The organism is Bacillus sp. FSL R9-9492, assembly GCF_038007365.1.
Classification (GTDB): Bacteria; Bacillota; Bacilli; order Bacillales; family Bacillaceae_G; genus Bacillus_A; species Bacillus_A mycoides.
The window spans coordinates 4138877-4155200 of sequence record NZ_JBBOXC010000001.1 but is presented as its reverse complement, the minus strand read 5'-3'; the positions used below and the strand labels follow the sequence as shown (position 1 = coordinate 4155200).

Annotated in this window: 18 protein-coding genes; 12 read left to right on the top strand and 6 right to left on the bottom strand. The window is 36.3% G+C overall.

Annotation, left to right across the window (positions count from 1 at the left end; genetic code table 11):
* Window positions 1–307: 307 nt before the first annotated feature.
* The 4 genes from deoB (at window position 308) to corA (ending at window position 4661) form a co-directional block, all read left to right on the top strand.
* Entirely contained in the window at window positions 308–1492 is a 1185-nt protein-coding gene (gene deoB / locus MKY70_RS21070; protein WP_088034374.1) for a phosphopentomutase, read from the top strand.
* A gap of 12 nt (window positions 1493–1504) precedes the next feature.
* Window positions 1505–2326 (top strand): purine-nucleoside phosphorylase, encoded by an 822-nt coding sequence (locus tag MKY70_RS21065; protein WP_001078443.1) that lies wholly within the window; start codon window positions 1505–1507, stop codon window positions 2324–2326.
* Between the two features lie 7 nt (window positions 2327–2333).
* Complete coding sequence (locus MKY70_RS21060; RefSeq protein WP_002143040.1) at window positions 2334–3638, top strand: pyrimidine-nucleoside phosphorylase; 1305 nt, start codon at window positions 2334–2336, stop codon at window positions 3636–3638.
* Window positions 3639–3710: 72 nt separating this feature from the next.
* Entirely contained in the window at window positions 3711–4661 is a 951-nt protein-coding gene (corA, locus tag MKY70_RS21055) for a magnesium/cobalt transporter CorA (protein ID WP_002033891.1), read from the top strand.
* Window positions 4662–4694: 33 nt separating this feature from the next.
* Here the strand turns inward: corA and MKY70_RS21050 are convergent, their stop codons facing one another.
* Together MKY70_RS21050 and MKY70_RS21045 are read right to left on the bottom strand one after the other, a co-directional pair.
* Window positions 4695–5984, bottom strand: a complete 1290-nt coding sequence (locus MKY70_RS21050) for an NCS2 family permease (protein ID WP_002192601.1) — start codon at window positions 5982–5984, stop codon at window positions 4695–4697.
* A gap of 134 nt (window positions 5985–6118) precedes the next feature.
* On the bottom strand, window positions 6119–6790 hold the full coding sequence (locus MKY70_RS21045; RefSeq protein ID WP_002067033.1) for an SIMPL domain-containing protein: 672 nt from the start codon (window positions 6788–6790) through the stop codon (window positions 6119–6121).
* Window positions 6791–6950: 160 nt separating this feature from the next.
* Between MKY70_RS21045 and MKY70_RS21040 the strand changes: the two genes are divergently transcribed.
* Both MKY70_RS21040 and MKY70_RS21035 read left to right on the top strand, forming a co-directional pair.
* Window positions 6951–7370 carry a MarR family winged helix-turn-helix transcriptional regulator gene (locus tag MKY70_RS21040; RefSeq protein WP_060749666.1) on the top strand — a complete coding sequence of 140 codons (420 nt, stop codon included), beginning with the start codon at window positions 6951–6953 and terminating at the stop codon, window positions 7368–7370.
* Window positions 7371–7470: 100 nt separating this feature from the next.
* Window positions 7471–8016, top strand: a complete 546-nt coding sequence (locus MKY70_RS21035; RefSeq protein WP_088034378.1) for a hypothetical protein — start codon at window positions 7471–7473, stop codon at window positions 8014–8016.
* Between the two features lie 17 nt (window positions 8017–8033).
* Here MKY70_RS21035 and MKY70_RS21030 read toward each other — a convergent pair whose 3' ends face one another.
* Genes MKY70_RS21030 through MKY70_RS21015 form a run of 4 tightly spaced genes read right to left on the bottom strand, consistent with a single transcriptional unit; the run spans window position 8034 to window position 11455 of the window.
* On the bottom strand, window positions 8034–9119 hold the full coding sequence (locus tag MKY70_RS21030) for an acetoin ABC transporter permease (RefSeq protein WP_088034380.1): 1086 nt from the start codon (window positions 9117–9119) through the stop codon (window positions 8034–8036).
* A gap of 12 nt (window positions 9120–9131) precedes the next feature.
* Entirely contained in the window at window positions 9132–10199 is a 1068-nt protein-coding gene (locus MKY70_RS21025; protein WP_140152421.1) for an ABC transporter permease, read from the bottom strand.
* Window positions 10189–11070 carry an ABC transporter ATP-binding protein gene (locus tag MKY70_RS21020; RefSeq protein ID WP_159147039.1) on the bottom strand — a complete coding sequence of 294 codons (882 nt, stop codon included), beginning with the start codon at window positions 11068–11070 and terminating at the stop codon, window positions 10189–10191. Before MKY70_RS21020 ends, MKY70_RS21025 begins: the two co-directional genes overlap by 11 nt.
* Window positions 11036–11455 (bottom strand): GntR family transcriptional regulator, encoded by a 420-nt coding sequence (locus MKY70_RS21015; protein ID WP_002033900.1) that lies wholly within the window; start codon window positions 11453–11455, stop codon window positions 11036–11038. The genes MKY70_RS21020 and MKY70_RS21015 overlap by 35 nt, the downstream gene beginning before the upstream one ends.
* 166 nt (window positions 11456–11621) lie before the next feature.
* On the opposite strand from MKY70_RS21015, the gene dacF reads away from it, so the two are divergent.
* From dacF to MKY70_RS20985, 6 genes are all read left to right on the top strand, one after another.
* Window positions 11622–12812, top strand: coding sequence for a serine-type D-Ala-D-Ala carboxypeptidase DacF (dacF, locus tag MKY70_RS21010; RefSeq protein WP_002088461.1), 1191 nt, complete (start codon window positions 11622–11624; stop codon window positions 12810–12812).
* 165 nt (window positions 12813–12977) lie between these two features.
* The gene (gene spoIIAA, locus MKY70_RS21005) at window positions 12978–13328 is read left to right on the top strand and encodes an anti-sigma F factor antagonist (protein ID WP_002128957.1); all 351 of its coding nucleotides are present in this window, start codon (window positions 12978–12980) and stop codon (window positions 13326–13328) included.
* Window positions 13329–13769: an anti-sigma F factor gene (gene spoIIAB / locus MKY70_RS21000; protein ID WP_001243400.1), complete on the top strand. Its 441-nt coding sequence runs from the start codon at window positions 13329–13331 to the stop codon at window positions 13767–13769.
* Between the two features lie 12 nt (window positions 13770–13781).
* Entirely contained in the window at window positions 13782–14540 is a 759-nt protein-coding gene (sigF, locus tag MKY70_RS20995; protein ID WP_002014922.1) for an RNA polymerase sporulation sigma factor SigF, read from the top strand.
* Window positions 14541–14680: 140 nt separating this feature from the next.
* A complete protein-coding gene (locus MKY70_RS20990; RefSeq protein WP_002143036.1) occupies window positions 14681–16207 on the top strand; it encodes a sodium-dependent transporter in 1527 nt (508 codons plus the stop codon).
* Window positions 16207–16305: a methionine/alanine import family NSS transporter small subunit gene (locus tag MKY70_RS20985; protein ID WP_000016829.1), complete on the top strand. Its 99-nt coding sequence runs from the start codon at window positions 16207–16209 to the stop codon at window positions 16303–16305. Before MKY70_RS20990 ends, MKY70_RS20985 begins: the two co-directional genes overlap by 1 nt.
* The last annotated feature ends 19 nt before the right edge of the window (window positions 16306–16324 follow it).

Genomic DNA, 16324 nt, shown 5'->3' with positions numbered 1-16324 from the left:
GATTAGCACTTCTTTGCAGAATGGATTACAATAGAAGGGTAAAGAAAATGAGAAATTCTACGAAAATGTATTAAAAAGAAAGCGTAAACATGGTATGATATCAATATCAGATGTCTGACATCTGACTTGGAAAAACCTAGAAATTTTTTTGGTTCGTTTGAAAGTAAAACGAAAAAGTTAGAGAATGATTTAAAGCAGTACTGTTTAATAATGGGACGAAAGATAATTCCCATTGATAACAGTTTCACTTTATAGCGTTTTGAACATACTACAAGAAGTAGAACTGAACATATAGGAGGTTGCAGTTATGAATAAATATAAACGTATTTTCCTAGTCGTAATGGACTCTGTGGGAATCGGTGAAGCACCAGATGCTGAGCAGTTTGGTGATTTAGGTTCTGATACAATTGGTCATATCGCTGAACATATGAATGGATTACACATGCCAAACATGGTGAAATTAGGCCTTGGTAATATTCGTGAAATGAAAGGAATCTCTAAAGTAGAGAAACCGCTTGGATATTATACAAAAATGCAAGAGAAATCTACAGGTAAAGATACAATGACAGGTCACTGGGAAATCATGGGCCTTTACATTGATACACCATTCCAAGTGTTTCCTGAAGGATTCCCGAAAGAATTACTTGATGAATTAGAAGAAAAGACAGGTCGTAAAATTATCGGTAATAAACCAGCCTCTGGAACTGAGGTACTTGTTGAGCTTGGTCAAGAACAAATGGAAACAGGTTCTTTAATTGTTTACACTTCTGCTGATAGTGTATTACAGATCGCAGCTCATGAAGAAGTAGTACCACTTGAAGAGCTATATAAAATTTGTAAAATCGCACGTGAATTAACATTAGATGAGAAGTACATGGTAGGACGTGTTATTGCTCGTCCGTTCGTTGGAGAGCCAGGAAACTTCACACGTACACCAAATCGTCATGACTATGCACTAAAACCATTTGGTCGCACAGTAATGAATGAACTAAAAGATAGCGATTATGATGTAATTGCTATTGGTAAAATTGCTGATATTTATGATGGCGAAGGGGTAACTGAATCACTTCGTACGAAATCAAATATGGATGGAATGGACAAGCTTGTAGATACATTAAATATGGACTTTACAGGTATTAGCTTCTTAAATTTAGTTGACTTTGATGCATTATTTGGTCATCGCCGTGACCCACAAGGGTACGGAGAAGCATTGCAAGAATATGACGCACGTCTTCCAGAAGTATTCGAAAAACTACAAGAAGATGACCTATTATTAATTACAGCAGACCACGGTAATGATCCAGTACATCCTGGTACTGACCATACACGTGAATATGTACCGTTATTAGCATATAGCCCAAGCATGAAAGAAGGCGGACAAGAGTTATCACTTCGTCAAACATTTGCTGATATTGGCGCAACTGTAGCAGAAAACTTTAATGTTAAAATGCCAGAACATGGAACAAGCTTCTTAAACGAGCTAAAGAAATAGGGGGATAAACAGATGAATCGTGAACTAATTACAAAATCAGCTTCATACTTAAAAGAGAAATTTCAAGAGACACCACAAGTAGGACTAATCCTTGGATCTGGACTAGGTGTATTAGCAGATGAAATCGAGAACGCAGTAACAGTACCATACAGTGAAATCCCTGAATTCCCAGTTTCAACTGTAGAAGGACATGCAGGTCAACTTGTATTCGGTACACTTCAAGGTGTAACAGTAGTAGCAATGCAAGGACGTTTCCATTTCTACGAAGGATACGATATGCAAAAAGTAACATTCCCAGTTCGTGTTATGAAAGAACTAGGTGTAGAAACAGTTGTTGTAACGAACGCAGCTGGTGGTGTAAATACATCATTTGAACCAGGCGATCTTATGTTAATTTCAGACCATATTAACTTCATGGGTACGAACCCATTAATCGGACCAAATGATTCTGAAATGGGTGTACGTTTCCCTGATATGTCTACATCATATACGCCAGAACTTCGCGAAATGGCGAAACAAGTTGCAGCAGATTTAAATATTAAAGTACAAGAAGGTGTATATGTTGGAATGACAGGTCCTGTATATGAAACACCTGCTGAAATTCGTATGCTTCGTACACTTGGCGGAGATGCAGTTGGTATGTCAACAGTACCAGAAGTAATTGTAGCTCGTCATGCAGGTATGAAAGTACTAGGTATTTCTTGTATTTCAAATATGGCAGCTGGTATTTTAGATCAACCACTTCACCACGATGAAGTAATTGAAACGACAGAACGTGTTAAAGCTAATTTCTTAGCATTAGTAAAAGCAATTGTAAAACAAATGAAGGGGTGACTTCACAATGAGAATGGTGGACCTAATTGCAAAAAAACGTGATGGACATGCATTAACGACAGAAGAAATTAACTTTATCGTTGAAGGATACACAAATGGTAGTATTCCAGATTATCAAATGAGTTCACTTGCAATGGCAATTTTCTTCCAAGATATGAATGATCAAGAACGTGCAGATTTAACGATGGCAATGGTAAATAGCGGTGATACAATTGACTTATCAGCCATTGAAGGGGTAAAAGTAGATAAGCATTCAACGGGTGGAGTTGGTGATACAACGACACTTGTATTAGGTCCATTAGTAGCTGCTTTAGGTGTACCAGTTGCGAAAATGTCTGGACGAGGTCTAGGACATACGGGTGGTACAATTGATAAATTAGAAGCAGTACCAGGATTCCATGTGGAAATTGAAAATGATGAATTCATGCGTCTTGTAAATGAAAATAAAATCGCTGTTATTGGTCAAAGTGGAAACTTAACACCTGCTGATAAAAAGTTATATGCGCTTCGTGATGTAACTGCAACAGTAAATTCAATTCCTCTTATCGCTAGCTCAATTATGAGTAAGAAAATTGCTGCTGGTGCAGATGCAATTGTTCTTGATGTAAAAACTGGAGCAGGCGCGTTTATGAAAACGGATGAAGATGCAAAGCGTTTAGCAGAAGCAATGGTACGCATCGGTAATAACGTTGGTCGTAATACGATGGCGGTTATTTCTGATATGAGTCAGCCGCTTGGTGAAGCAATTGGTAATGCATTAGAAGTACAAGAAGCAATTGATACATTACAAGGTAAGGGACCGAAAGATTTAGAAGAGTTATGTTTAACACTTGGAAGTCAGATGGTGTACCTTGCTGGACAAGCTTCATCTTTAGAAGATGCACGTGAAAAGTTAATTGAAGTAATGAACAATGGTAAAGCGCTAGAATCATTTAAAACGTTCTTATCCGCGCAAGGCGGCGATGCATCTGTTGTTGATGATCCTTCTAAATTGCCACAAGCACAATTTAAAATTGAAGTGGAAGCGAAAGAAGACGGTTACGTATCGGAAATCGTTGCAGATGAAATCGGAACAGCAGCAATGCTTTTAGGAGCAGGGCGTGCAACGAAAGAGTCTGAAATTGATTTAGCAGTTGGTCTAATGCTTCGCAAAAAAGTAGGCGATAGCGTGAAAAAAGGTGACTCTCTTGTTACAATTTACGCAAACCGCGAAAATGTTGAAGACGTAAAAGCGAAAATTTATGAGAACATGAAAATCGCTAAAAATCACGTAGATGCACCGACTTTAGTACACGGTATTGTAACGAAGTAATAAAAAAAGCTGAGGAGATTTCTCCTTGGCTTTTTTTACTATTTTTTGTTTATAATAGTAAAGGGTGAAATTATGATTAGAATTTGTGCAATAACGAAAAAAAATGAAGTTTTATATGATGTGTCGCTAGAAGAAACGAGACAAGAAAACATCGTATGGTATTGGCTTGATTTATATAAGCCGACGAAAGAGGAGTATACATATATTTTACAAGATCACTTCAAATTCCATCCCCTTGCAATTGAAGATTGTGTAGAGTATGTACAGAGGCCAAAGGTAGATTTTTATGATGGATATAACTTTTTAGTTCTCCATGCATTCGGAGAAGACGGATTAGAACCGCATGAAATCGATTTATTTGTTAGTGATCGATATATAGTCTCTTTTCACTTCTCTCATAACAATGCGATTGAAAGAGTATGGAAAACGCTCGGTGAGAAGAAACGTATTAAGAAGAGTCCTTTAAATGTAGCACATACAATTATTGACCAAATTGTAGATGATTATTTCGCACCTGTATATTACATTGAAGACCATTTAAATGCAATTGATGATAATTTAACGGGTGAGACAGCAGGAAGTGTGCTAGAAGAGGTATTTGATATTCGGACAGATTTATCTAAGCTAAGGCGTACGATTATTCCGATGCGTGATTTATTGTATCGCATTTTAAATTCAACTCGTTTTTACGGTATAAGCGATCATGAAATTTATTTTAAAGACATACATGATCATTTGCTTAAACTGACAGAGATGATTGAAGCGAGCCGTGAATTGACGGCAGATATTCGAGATAGTTACTTTTCATTGAATTCCCACCATATGAACAATATTATGAAAACATTAACTGTTTTCTCAACTATTTTCATGCCGTTAACATTTATTGCAGGGGTATACGGCATGAACTTCGCACATATGCCAGAGCTTGGCGGGAAGTATAGTTATTTTATTTGCTTAATTTTAATGGCGTTAATTGGCGGCGGAATGATGGCTTGGTTTTATAAAAAAGGTTGGTTTAAGTAAAAAAACACCGAGGATTTCCTCGGTGTTTTTTTCTTAGCCAATAGCGTGTAATACGAACATGGCTAAGAATAAGCATGTAATAATATACATGGACGGTGCGACTTCTTTACGCTTTCCAAGAGCAACTTTCAAGATAGGATAAGCAATAAATCCGAACGCAATGCCATCAGCGATACTATATGTGAGCGGGATCATAACGATAATTAAAAACGCTGGAAATCCTTCTGAAAAGTCGTTCAGAGGAATTTGTTGAATGCTTGTAATCATCAGACCGCCAATAATAATTAAGATTGGTGCAATGGCACTATCAGGAATTATTTTGACAAACGGAAGCGCAAACAGTGATGCGAAGAATAACAACCCTGTAACGATAGACGTCAGACCTGTTTTTCCGCCTGCAGTAATACCTGCGGCACTCTCTACTGTTGAAACGGTAGGGCTTGTGCCAAATAGACCACATGTCATTGCTGAAATTGCATTTGCTTGGTAAGCACGTGGGAATTTACGATCATCTTCTAATAAACCGTGTAGTAGTCCCATGTTCTCAAAAATAAGCACCATGCTTAAGGAGAATGTTGCAATCCAAAATGGTAAGGAAGAAAGTTTCCCAAATGACATAGCTCCAAACACATCGCCATAATTAGCGAATGAAAACGAACTATTTCCCATTTGACTCGTATCAACAAGACCAAACAGCCATGCAATACCAGTTCCAATTGCAATCGTCCATAAAAAGTTTCCACGTACGTTACGAACAAATAGCACAAGTGCCACAATAAGAGTAAGTAGTGTTGCAAGAACGACAGGACTACTTAATTTCCCCATTGCAACAGCAGTATTAGGATGCGAAACGACTAAACCACCTTTTTGCAAGCCTATGAAAGCTAAAAACAACCCGATACCGACAGTGATCGCTTCCTTTAATGACTTTGGAATCGATACCGAAAGCACGCGAGCAATTGGTGTAAAAGCAGCAATTGCAAAAATAATACCGGCGATAAAAACAGCTGCCAATGCTTCTTGCCAAGCTAAACCGAGCGTATGCACAGCAGTGTACGTGAAGAATGCATTTACACCCATACCAGGGACAAGAATAGCAGGTGCATTTGCCCAAAATGCCATAAGTAGACATCCGACAAATGAACTGAAAACAGTTGCCAAAATTCCTGCTTCAAGAGGAATGCCGGCATCTGATAAGATTGACGCATTTACAATCATAATATAAACGATTGTGAAAAATGACGTGACTCCAGCTAAAACTTCTTGTTTTGGTGATGTTTGGTGTAAGTCTAATTTAAATGTTCTTTCAAGTATTCCTTTCATGTTAAACCTTCTTTTTCATATCCCTCTCCCACCCGTGATATCTCTTATGTAAGAGCTCACCGTCCTTTATTATATCAGAACATCATGTTTTTACAACAACGAAAATGATAACGGTTACTTATAAATGAATTTATTTATAAATACGTAAAAATTGCCCGGATAGATGAAATGATTTCTAGTTCTCCTGATTGAATGGGCGGAGCCGCTTGCGCATGCAAAGTAGCATATGATGCGATCTCCCGTGGTAATTGGACAGATTCTTCAACGAATGAGAGGGGAACAGGATTAATATTTAAATTGTAGGTACTCGCAATTGTACGAGCTTTGTCTACTGCTTGTTGCAGAGCTTGAATGAGAGCTTGCTCATAATATTTATTTGGATGAGATATTCGAAAACGTAATCCTTTTGCTACGTTTGCACCATTCGAAACGGCTATATCATATACTTCCCCTGCTTTTTGCACATTTAAAACGGTAATTTCATACAAATGCTCCACACGGTAGCCTTGTAGTAATGCTTTATCATTTACATATTCGTATTGAGGCGTAATCGTATAAGAAATGGTTTCTATATCTTTATCGGCAATACCTAGCTGTTTGAGTGCATCAAGCAATTGTTTCGATTGCACTGCATTTTCTTCTTGCGCTTGTTTTACATTTTTACTATCCGTTCGAATGCCCAGTGTTAATATGACAACATTTGGTTTTGCTTTTATAATGCCTTCTCCTTGTACAGTAATAGTAGCTTCTTTACCAGTATTTGTCGTACGGATATTATGTAAATACGGATTCATTCCACTTTGCATTTATGCTCACCATCCTTTTTTACATGTATATGTGTGAACAAAAAAGAAAATCGTATGAAAAAAGTTACATAAATGAGAATGTTGAGGGAAGAAAGCATATACAACATAGGTATTTATAGATTATAATATTTGTAAATATGATAAAAAAGGGACGAGGCTAGTGAGCGAAAATAGAGAAACACTGATTTTAGATTTATCTGCATCATTTCGAAAGATGATACGTTTATTACAAAATGATATTAATACACGTTTTTCAGAGCATATGCCATATAACGAATTCTCTGTATTACGTGCGTTATTTTTAAAAAGTCCACAGATGGCTTCGCAAATTGCGAGTGAAGTAAACGTAACCTCCAGTCATATTACAGCTGTAACAGATCGTCTCGTGCGAAAAGGATTTGTTGAAAGAAAACGTTCAAATTCAGACCGTCGTATCGTATACTTAGAAATTACAGAAAACGGACGAGAAGTAACTGAAAAACTTGAAGCTGTGCGTAAAGAATATTATAAAGAGAAATTTAAAGGTTGGAGCGACCAAGAGATAGAAATGGTTTTAGAGCTATTTGGCCGCGTATTATAATAAATGAGGATAGGAAGCGAGAGCTTTCCTATCCTTTTTCTTTTGAATAAAAATATTTTGAAACTCCGATACTTTAATTAAACAGATCGGAGGAAATATTATGAAATATATTGCTGCACTTACCGTTTTACTTGGAAGCCTTTTCTGCTTTAATACATTCACGTACGCCGATACCCCTATTCAAGTGGTGCAAAAAGAAGTGAAGTACATTGAGAATGATAATACCGTCTTGTATTCGAAATTATGGGTTCGTTCTATGCAAAACGCAGTATTATTTCATCATAGCGATAATGTTCGTAATCAGGACACTTTGCGCAATGTAACAAGTTCATCGCTCGTTAAAGCGAAGCAATTACCATTTAAGAAAGCATCAATGTACATTCCAAGATTATCGCAATACGTATCAAAAGCAGGGAAAGAAAATATTCAAGTGCACTACATTGCGGTGCACTATAATGTAAAAAAAGAAAATGCGTATCAATTAAATGGTATGAACTATTTTCTGCAAGTATTTGTGAAAGAGCGCGGGGAATGGAAAATTGCTGAAAGTGTAGTCGCACCGACAGAACAAATTGTACAAAACGGTGATGGGTTTGGAATGAAAGAAGAGATGGTGTATGGGGATAGGAGAGAGAATGTGAAATAACCTCCTTCAAAAGGAGGTTATTTCACACGCCAAGAAAATTTAAATTTTAATAAGCGAGATAATAGTAGGTAGACTATCGTACTGGTCCCTATAAAACCAATATAATAATTTAAAATAGAATGACTTCCTCCCGCTGCCATTCCTCCAAACATTCCAATAAAGATTACACAACATATCATACATAGTGTTTTAAGCTTCGGATATAATAGAAAGTTTCCGTTTTGTTCATTAGGTGATCTTGTATATAAGTACATTCCTAAAGGGAATAGAATAAGTATATTTGCGATTGGACCGATAAGTTTTGTTGCTGAAGGAATATACGTAAAATTAGGTTCATCATGACGTACGCCTTGTTGATCAGTATAAGCACGTTGAGGATCGTAATTAAAATTAATATTGAATCCGCGAACTGGCGCTAAAATACTCACTTTTTCTATTACTGAACCGTAACGATCTACATTCTCCTCCGTATAGACGGGATGATTGGAAATAAGTCCAACCGTATGAATAGAAATAGCTCCGGCAATTAGAGTCGGCAAAATAAAAGGGAATCCAAGTATAGCAACACTGAAGAATCCTTGTGAAATCATATTACCAGCAATTGTTCCTATACATAATGCAAGTGTATAGATAGCAATTAAGATGATAACCATGTATAAGAAATAGGTATGAAATGGTGAAAATATTTGATACTTATTATGAAAAGTTGTCTTTTTCATAACAGCAAAAAGTCCCCAATTCAATATAACGATAGCTACAATATTACACACACCAAAAAGCCATTTCGTCATGAAGAGATGTTTCCGTTTAAATGGCATAGACCATAGAATGTCACTTGATTGATTTTGACGCTCCCATCCAATAAGGATGCAGGCTAATGCAATAAGGAGTGCTCCTTGAACTATGATAGCATCGGGAAGTGAAAGGTGATAATTGTACCGGTATATATATTTCCATTCATTATGTTCATGTAAATGTTTTAGTTGCTCGGCAGCTGCTAAATAGTATTTATATGATAGTACATAAAAACTTACTAACCAAAATAGCCAAACAATATATTTACTTTGCTTGTAGGTATGCACCCATAATGCTTTTTGAAACATAGGATCTCTCCTTTAAAAAACTTTATAGTTTGTAAGACGTGATAATATAAAATAAGTGACGATTCCGAATAAAAAGAATCCAACATAGTAACTAAATAATAAATCAAAACGTTTTAACATTTGCCCACCTATTAATGCAAAATAAAAGGTAGTACCCCACATCCAGAGTGAGTTGTATTTTGGAAAAAGGAAAATTTTCTTATTATGTTCATTAGGTGATCGTGCATAAAGAAACATACCAATTAGTAAGCTGGAAATAGTATAAAAGATAGGAACAAGTATTACTTTTGCAGAGTAGTAACTATGAAAAGTGGGTCCCCTTTGTATTACTTTTCCATGATCTTCATCTGATTGGGCAGTAGGGTGGTAATTATAACTAATTGAAAAGTCTAATATAGCGCTTGAAATGTTGGTCTTTTTATTTAATTTATAAATGTTTTCGAAATTCGTATAACTTTTATTCCCCTGTATTGCCTCAGCGTGAGCTGTAAAGAAAAGGAGTAAGAGTGAAAAGATTCCCATTCCCATTATGCAAAAAGTAATGCTGAAGATGCTTTGTGAAATAATACTGCCAGTAAATGTACCTATACATAAAGAGACAGTATAGATAGCGATATATGTGAAAATTGCATACAGGAAATATCGATGAAATGGTTCGAAAGATTGATATTCAAAGTGAATCGTAGATTTATAAATAAAATACATAAGACCCCAATTGATTAGAAATGATAGTACAATGAAAAATCCACCGAAAACCCATTTCGATAAGAACATATCACGTCTTTTAAATGGAAATGTCATAAGTGAATCTCCATTTTGATTACTTCGCTCCCAGCCAATTAATATACAGGATAGGATAATTGTAATAATACCTAACCAAAAGCTATTAGAAGAATAAAAAGAATAATGATAGTAGAACTTTTCTTCACCTATTTTTTCTGGATGGAGAAAGAGAGACTGTTGAGTTTCTGCTGCTTGATAGTATTCGAAAGATAAAAAATAAAGTGAACTGAAGAGAAAAAGTAACGCAGCATATTTCCCGCGTTTCCAATTCCACATCCACAACGCCTTATGAAACATACCCATCCTCCTCAAGTGTCGTAACGAAGACATCTTCAAGTGACATTGTCAATTCTTCAATGAGTATTGGTTGCTCTTTATAGAACTTCTCCAGTGTTGTAGCCACATTTCCCTCAATTAAGATTGTATATACTTTTCCTGTTTGATTTAATATTTTAATATTGCTTAAGTTTTCTAGTTTTTGAGGTAGTGATCGTTCGTAAGCAACTTGCACTTTAGCAAATTGTGATTTTGCATCGTCTAGTGATGTAATAGAATCTACTGTATGCCCTTTTAAAATAATGATTGTATCGGCAATTTTTTCAACTTCATCTAAATGGTGAGTTGAGATGAAAATTGTAATTTCTTTTTCTGCTACTTCTTCAACGAGAAATTGTAGAATCTGTCTTTTGACGATAGGATCAAGTCCGTTTGTCGGTTCATCTAAAATGACATATTCTGCTTTTGCAGCGAAAGCTAAAATGATCGCAAGCAGTGCTTTCATTCCTTTTGAGTAACTACGAATACGTTTGTTTGGTAAATTAAAACGTTCTAATATTTCATAAAAATATTGTTCATCAAATGCTGTATAAACCGCTTTATAAAACTTTACGATTTCTTTTACTGTATATCCGTTCAGTATGTTAGTAGAGTCTGGAACGTATACAACTTTTTGTTTAATTTCAGGATGCATATGAACATCTGTATTCTCATATGTAACAGTTCCTTCATCGGGGTCTAAAATGCCGACCATCGTTCGTAATAAAGTTGTTTTCCCCGCACCGTTTCTTCCGAGCAATCCGACGATACTACCTTTTTGTAATGTGAAAGAAACATCGTCTAAAATCGTTTGGTTATCAATTGTTTTCTTCAAGTTTGTCACTTTCAACATCTGTATTTCCTCCAATCTCTTTATAGTATGAATCTATCCAATCGTGAATTTTATCTTTCGTAATCCCAAGATAAGAGGCTTCTAGTAATAATTGATGAAATTGCTTTTCAACCATAGCGATTTTCCTTTCGTCTAATGTTGGGGTAATCGATTGGGCTACAAATGTTCCTTTTCCTCGTAATGTTTCAATAATCCCTTGTCGCTCTAATTCTTGATAAGCTTTACTTACTGTATTTGGATTTATAACGAGCAAAGAAGCAAGCTCGCGTACAGAAGGAAGTTTATCACTTGGAGCTAACATATTTTTTAGTACGAGCTCTTTTATATTTTGAACAATTTGTTCCCATATCGGAGTGTTGCTTCTTGGATCAAGTTGAATATGCAAGAGCAATGTCTCCTTCCTGATGAGTATTAAGTGTACTACTACGTGTAATACAATTAATACAATATAGGCAATGAATTTATTTGTCAACTGAAAATAATAGAAAAATATGGTATTAAAAATGTATAAATTGGAAAAAATAAGTTTGATATAGAATGGAGGGTTAGTCATGAAGCGAGTTTTTGGAATACTTGTTTGTTTCATGTTATTGCTTTCTGGTACTTCAGTTAGTTTCGCACAATCTGAGAAAACGAAGCAGGAAAAAACAGAAGAAACCACGCCGAAGTTAGCGGAACAAGCGTCGTCAGCGATCGTAATTGAGCAAGATACAGGTAAAGTTTTGTTTGATAAAAATCCGAATGAAAAGTTACCACCTGCTAGTATGACAAAGATTATGACAATGCTATTAATTATGGAACAAGTTGAAAAAGGAAAACTAAAACTAAACGATAAAGTTAGAGCGAGTGAACACGCAGCTTCAATGGGCGGATCACAAATTTTTCTAGAACCTGGGGAAGAGATGACTGTAAATGAAATGTTAAAGGGCATTGCAATTGCATCTGGAAATGATGCATCGGTTGCAGTAGCTGAGCATATCGCTGGTTCAGAAGAAGGTTTCGTAAATATGATGAACAAAAAAGCGAAAGATCTAGGATTGAAAAATACACATTTTCAAAATCCGACAGGTCTCCCGGCGAAAGATCATTATTCTACAGCGAATGATATGGCTATTATGGCGAAAGAGTTGATGAAGTATCCACTTATTCGAAAATACACAGGTAAATATGAAGACTATTTACGTGAAAATACGGATAAGAAGTTTTGGCTTGTTAATACGAATAAGCTAGTACGTTTTTATCCTGGAGTAGATGGAGTGAAAACAGGCTTTACGACAGAAGCGAAATATTGTTTAACGGCATCGGCTGAGAAAAATGGTATGCGTGTTATTTCAGTTGTAATGGGAGCACCTACATCAAAAGAGCGGAACAATCAAGTAACGAAGCTTCTTGATTATGCATTTGGACAATACATGACAAAGAAATTATATACACGTGGTGAGAAAATTAAGACTGTACAAGTAGGAAAAGGTAAGGAAGAAAAAGTAGATTTAGTTGCGTCAGACAATGTGTCTCTTCTTATGAAGAAGGGCGAAAATATGGACAAAGTTAAACAAGAAGTGATTGCAGAAAAGAAAGTGAAGGCACCGATTAAAAAAGGTGATGCACTTGGCACACTTGTTATTAAAAGAGATAAAGATGTTTTATTAAAACAAACAATTGTAGCGAAAGAAGATGTTGAGGCAGCGAGCTGGTGGGAGTTATTTAAAAGAAGTTTTGGGATGTTTTCAACATCAAAATAGCGGCGAAAATTTTGATGTTTTTCTGTTCGTATTTACTGAAATAATTGCTGAAAGGTTTCACTTTATGACGAAATAGTTCTTCTTTTGTCAGTAGGAAGGATTCTGATTTTATATCACGAAAATCTTATGTTAATGAGTAAAGTTTGAGCATAAGGAGGAAATCGTGTGAGTCTTTCCATGCATTTAGAAGTAAAACGTGACGTCTTATGTGTGAGGCTAGAGGGCGAGTTAGATCATCATACTGCTGAAGAGTTGCGAACGAAAGTCACAGATATGATTGAGACACATGGTGTTCATCATATTATTTTGAGCCTAGAGAACTTAACATTTATGGATAGTTCTGGTTTAGGCGTTATATTAGGCCGATATAAACATGTAAAGGGATTAGGTGGAGAGATGGTTGTCTGTGCAATTTCACCGCCCGTTAAACGTTTATTTGAAATGTCAGGTCTATTCAAAATTGTTCGTTTAGAAGAAAGTGAAGCGCATGCGCTCGCGACGTTGGGGGTGGCGTAGATGAGAAATGAAATGAACCTTCAATTTTCAGCGTTAAGTCAGAATGAATCATTCGCTCGTGTTACAGTAGCTGCTTTTATTGCGCAATTAGACCCGACGATGGAAGAACTAACAGAGATTAAAACAGTTGTGTCAGAAGCGGTTACAAATGCAATTATTCATGGGTATGAAGGAAATGCAGAAGGTGTTGTTTATATTTCAGTGATTTTGGAAGAAGCGATGGTGAAACTCACGATTCGAGATGAAGGGATTGGTATCTTTAACTTAGATGAAGCAAGACAACCCCTTTTTACAACTAAACCTGAATTAGAGCGTTCCGGAATGGGATTTACTATCATGGAAAATTTTATGGATGAAGTAGAAGTTATTTCAAACGAATCTTTCGGGACAACAATCCATTTGACAAAATACTTATCAAATAGTAACGCTCTATGCAATTAAGGAGAATAGCCAATGGACATAGAGGTCAGAAATGAGAAGAAGAAACCTCAGTTAAAGGACCACGAGCTAAAAGCGTTAATTCAAAAAAGTCAAGATGGAGATCAACAAGCGAGAGATACAATCGTTCAAAGTAATATGCGTCTCGTATGGTCGGTTGTACAGCGATTTCTTAATCGAGGATACGAACCAGACGATTTATTTCAAATTGGATGTATTGGACTCTTAAAATCGGTAGATAAATTTGATTTATCTTTCGACGTGAAATTTTCAACATATGCAGTTCCAATGATTATCGGTGAAATACAACGATTTTTACGTGACGATGGATCAGTGAAAGTAAGTAGATCTTTAAAAGAAACAGGAAACAAAGTCCGAAAGATGAGAGACGAGCTTTCGAAAGAATTTGGAAGGGCTCCAACGATTAATGAGGTAGCACAGGCTCTTGAACTAACGCCGGAAGAAGTTGTTCTGGCGCAAGAAGCGAGTCGTGCTCCTTCGTCGATACATGAAACCGTGTATGAAAACGACGGAGATCCAATTACTATTTTAGATCAAATTGCAGATCAATCGGAAACGAAATGGTTTGATAAAATTGCTTTAAAAGAAGCAATTAGAGAATTGGATGAACGAGAAAGGCTAATTGTGTATTTGCGCTATTATAAAGACCAAACCCAATCAGAAGTAGCGGAGCGCATAGGCATTTCGCAAGTACAAGTTTCAAGACTTGAAAAGAAAATATTAAAACAGATGAAAGATCGAATAGATGAATAGCTATCTATTCGATTTTTTTTTTATTGTCACGAAAAGTAGAAGATTCCAACTATCGCTAAAAAATTTACAGAATTTATTGATAATTTAGTTAATTTAAACTATAATCCAAGTATGAACTTGTCACAAAGGGGGAAGGAAACATGGAAACGAGGCAACAATGGGGAACTAGGGCTGGATTTATTTTTGCAGCAATCGGTTCCGCTGTTGGACTAGGGAATATATGGCGTTTTCCTTATACAGCGTATGAAAATGGGGGAGGCGCATTCTTTTTACCGTACTTATTTGCATTATTAACGACTGGTATTTCATTGTTAGCTTTCGAGTTTGCTCTTGGGCATCGCCATCGTGGTTCGGCGCCACTTACATTCTTCCGTATTCATCGACGTGCTGAATTTATTGGATGGTGGCAAATGTGTGTGACATTTATTGTTTCAACATATTACGCTGTAATCATTGCTTGGTCTATTTCGTATACGTACTTTGCAATTACTGGAGCATGGGGGAAAGACACGCAATCATTTTTATTTAAAGAATATTTACATGTTGCAGATAAGCCAGGACAATTCGGGGGGCTCGTACCAGAAGTATTAATTCCGTTAGCTCTCGTTTGGATTATTGTGCTTGGTGTTGCGTTTAAAGGAGTTAAAAAAGGAATCGAAGTTGTTAACCGTATTTTTATTCCTTTACTAGTTGTTATGTTCCTTATTATCGTTGTTCGTGCAGTGACGATGGAAGGTGCGATGCAGGGGCTAGATGCATTTTTTAAACCAGATTGGAGTCGTATTTTTGATGGGAAAGTATGGCTTGCTGCTTACGGTCAAATTTTCTTTAGTTTATCTTTAGCATTCGGAATTATGATTACGTATTCTAGTTATTTACCGAAAAACTCAGATACAACTAATAATGCTTTTATTACAGGATTTGCAAATTCAGGATTTGAATTATTGGCAGGTATTGGTGTCTTTGCAGCTCTTGGATTTATGGCGAATAACATGGGGGTACCGGTTGATAAAGTAGCTAGTGCTGGTGTAGGACTTGCATTTGTAGTATTCCCGCAAATTATTAATGAGTTACCGATGTCGCCGTTATTTGGTGTATTATTCTTCTTATCTCTAACTGTTGCTGGAATTACATCACTCATTTCACTTGCAGAAGTATGCTTTGCCGCTGTATCTGAAAAATTCAGCTTGAGTCGTCAAAAGACGATTGGAATTATGGGAACGCTATTAGTATTAGTTTCTCTTGTTTTTGCAACACGTGGTGGACTTATGTTCCTAGATGTTGTTGATTACTTCGCTAACAATTTTGGGTTGATTACAATTGCACTCGTTGAAGTAGTTACAATAGGACTAATCTTGCGCCGTTTACCAGTTTATCAAAATCATGCAAACTTTGTATCTGATATAAAGTTAGGAACGTTTTGGAGAGTGAGTTTACTCGTTATTACTCCACTTATGTTAGGGTATATGTTGATTGATGGTACAATCCAAAACATTAAAAAGAACTACGGAGGTTATCCAACAGAGTTTGTTGTAACGTATGGTTGGTCGATAGCGGCAGCATTCCTTCTAGTCGCGTTAGTTATTGGTCTGAAAAAATGGAATGCACAAATACATTCAGACTCTGTCCAGCTTGAAAAAGAATGGAAGGACCGAGGTGTTTCATGATGAGTGGATCAGCGATTATGATGATGGTTATAGGTATGGTAGTCATTTGGGGAGGACTTGCATTAAGTATTGCAAATTTATTTAAGAAAAAGGCATAAGCTAAAAACATCTGTACCG

Coding starts and splice junctions, on each gene's coding strand:
- spoIIAB (WP_001243400.1), top strand. CDS start 13,329: ATGAGAAATGAAATGAACCTTCAATTTTCAGCGTTAAGTCAGAATGAA.
- MKY70_RS21050 (WP_002192601.1), bottom strand. CDS start 5,984: ATGAAAGGAATACTTGAAAGAACATTTAAATTAGACTTACACCAAACA.
- MKY70_RS20990 (WP_002143036.1), top strand. CDS start 14,681: ATGGAAACGAGGCAACAATGGGGAACTAGGGCTGGATTTATTTTTGCA.
- MKY70_RS21030 (WP_088034380.1), bottom strand. CDS start 9,119: ATGTTTCAAAAAGCATTATGGGTGCATACCTACAAGCAAAGTAAATAT.
- MKY70_RS21045 (WP_002067033.1), bottom strand. CDS start 6,790: ATGCAAAGTGGAATGAATCCGTATTTACATAATATCCGTACGACAAAT.
- MKY70_RS20985 (WP_000016829.1), top strand. CDS start 16,207: ATGAGTGGATCAGCGATTATGATGATGGTTATAGGTATGGTAGTCATT.
- MKY70_RS21035 (WP_088034378.1), top strand. CDS start 7,471: ATGAAATATATTGCTGCACTTACCGTTTTACTTGGAAGCCTTTTCTGC.
- corA (WP_002033891.1), top strand. CDS start 3,711: ATGATTAGAATTTGTGCAATAACGAAAAAAAATGAAGTTTTATATGAT.
- sigF (WP_002014922.1), top strand. CDS start 13,782: ATGGACATAGAGGTCAGAAATGAGAAGAAGAAACCTCAGTTAAAGGAC.
- deoB (WP_088034374.1), top strand. CDS start 308: ATGAATAAATATAAACGTATTTTCCTAGTCGTAATGGACTCTGTGGGA.
- MKY70_RS21025 (WP_140152421.1), bottom strand. CDS start 10,199: ATGTTTCATAAGGCGTTGTGGATGTGGAATTGGAAACGCGGGAAATAT.
- MKY70_RS21020 (WP_159147039.1), bottom strand. CDS start 11,070: ATGTTGAAAGTGACAAACTTGAAGAAAACAATTGATAACCAAACGATT.
- dacF (WP_002088461.1), top strand. CDS start 11,622: ATGAAGCGAGTTTTTGGAATACTTGTTTGTTTCATGTTATTGCTTTCT.
- MKY70_RS21065 (WP_001078443.1), top strand. CDS start 1,505: ATGAATCGTGAACTAATTACAAAATCAGCTTCATACTTAAAAGAGAAA.
- MKY70_RS21060 (WP_002143040.1), top strand. CDS start 2,334: ATGAGAATGGTGGACCTAATTGCAAAAAAACGTGATGGACATGCATTA.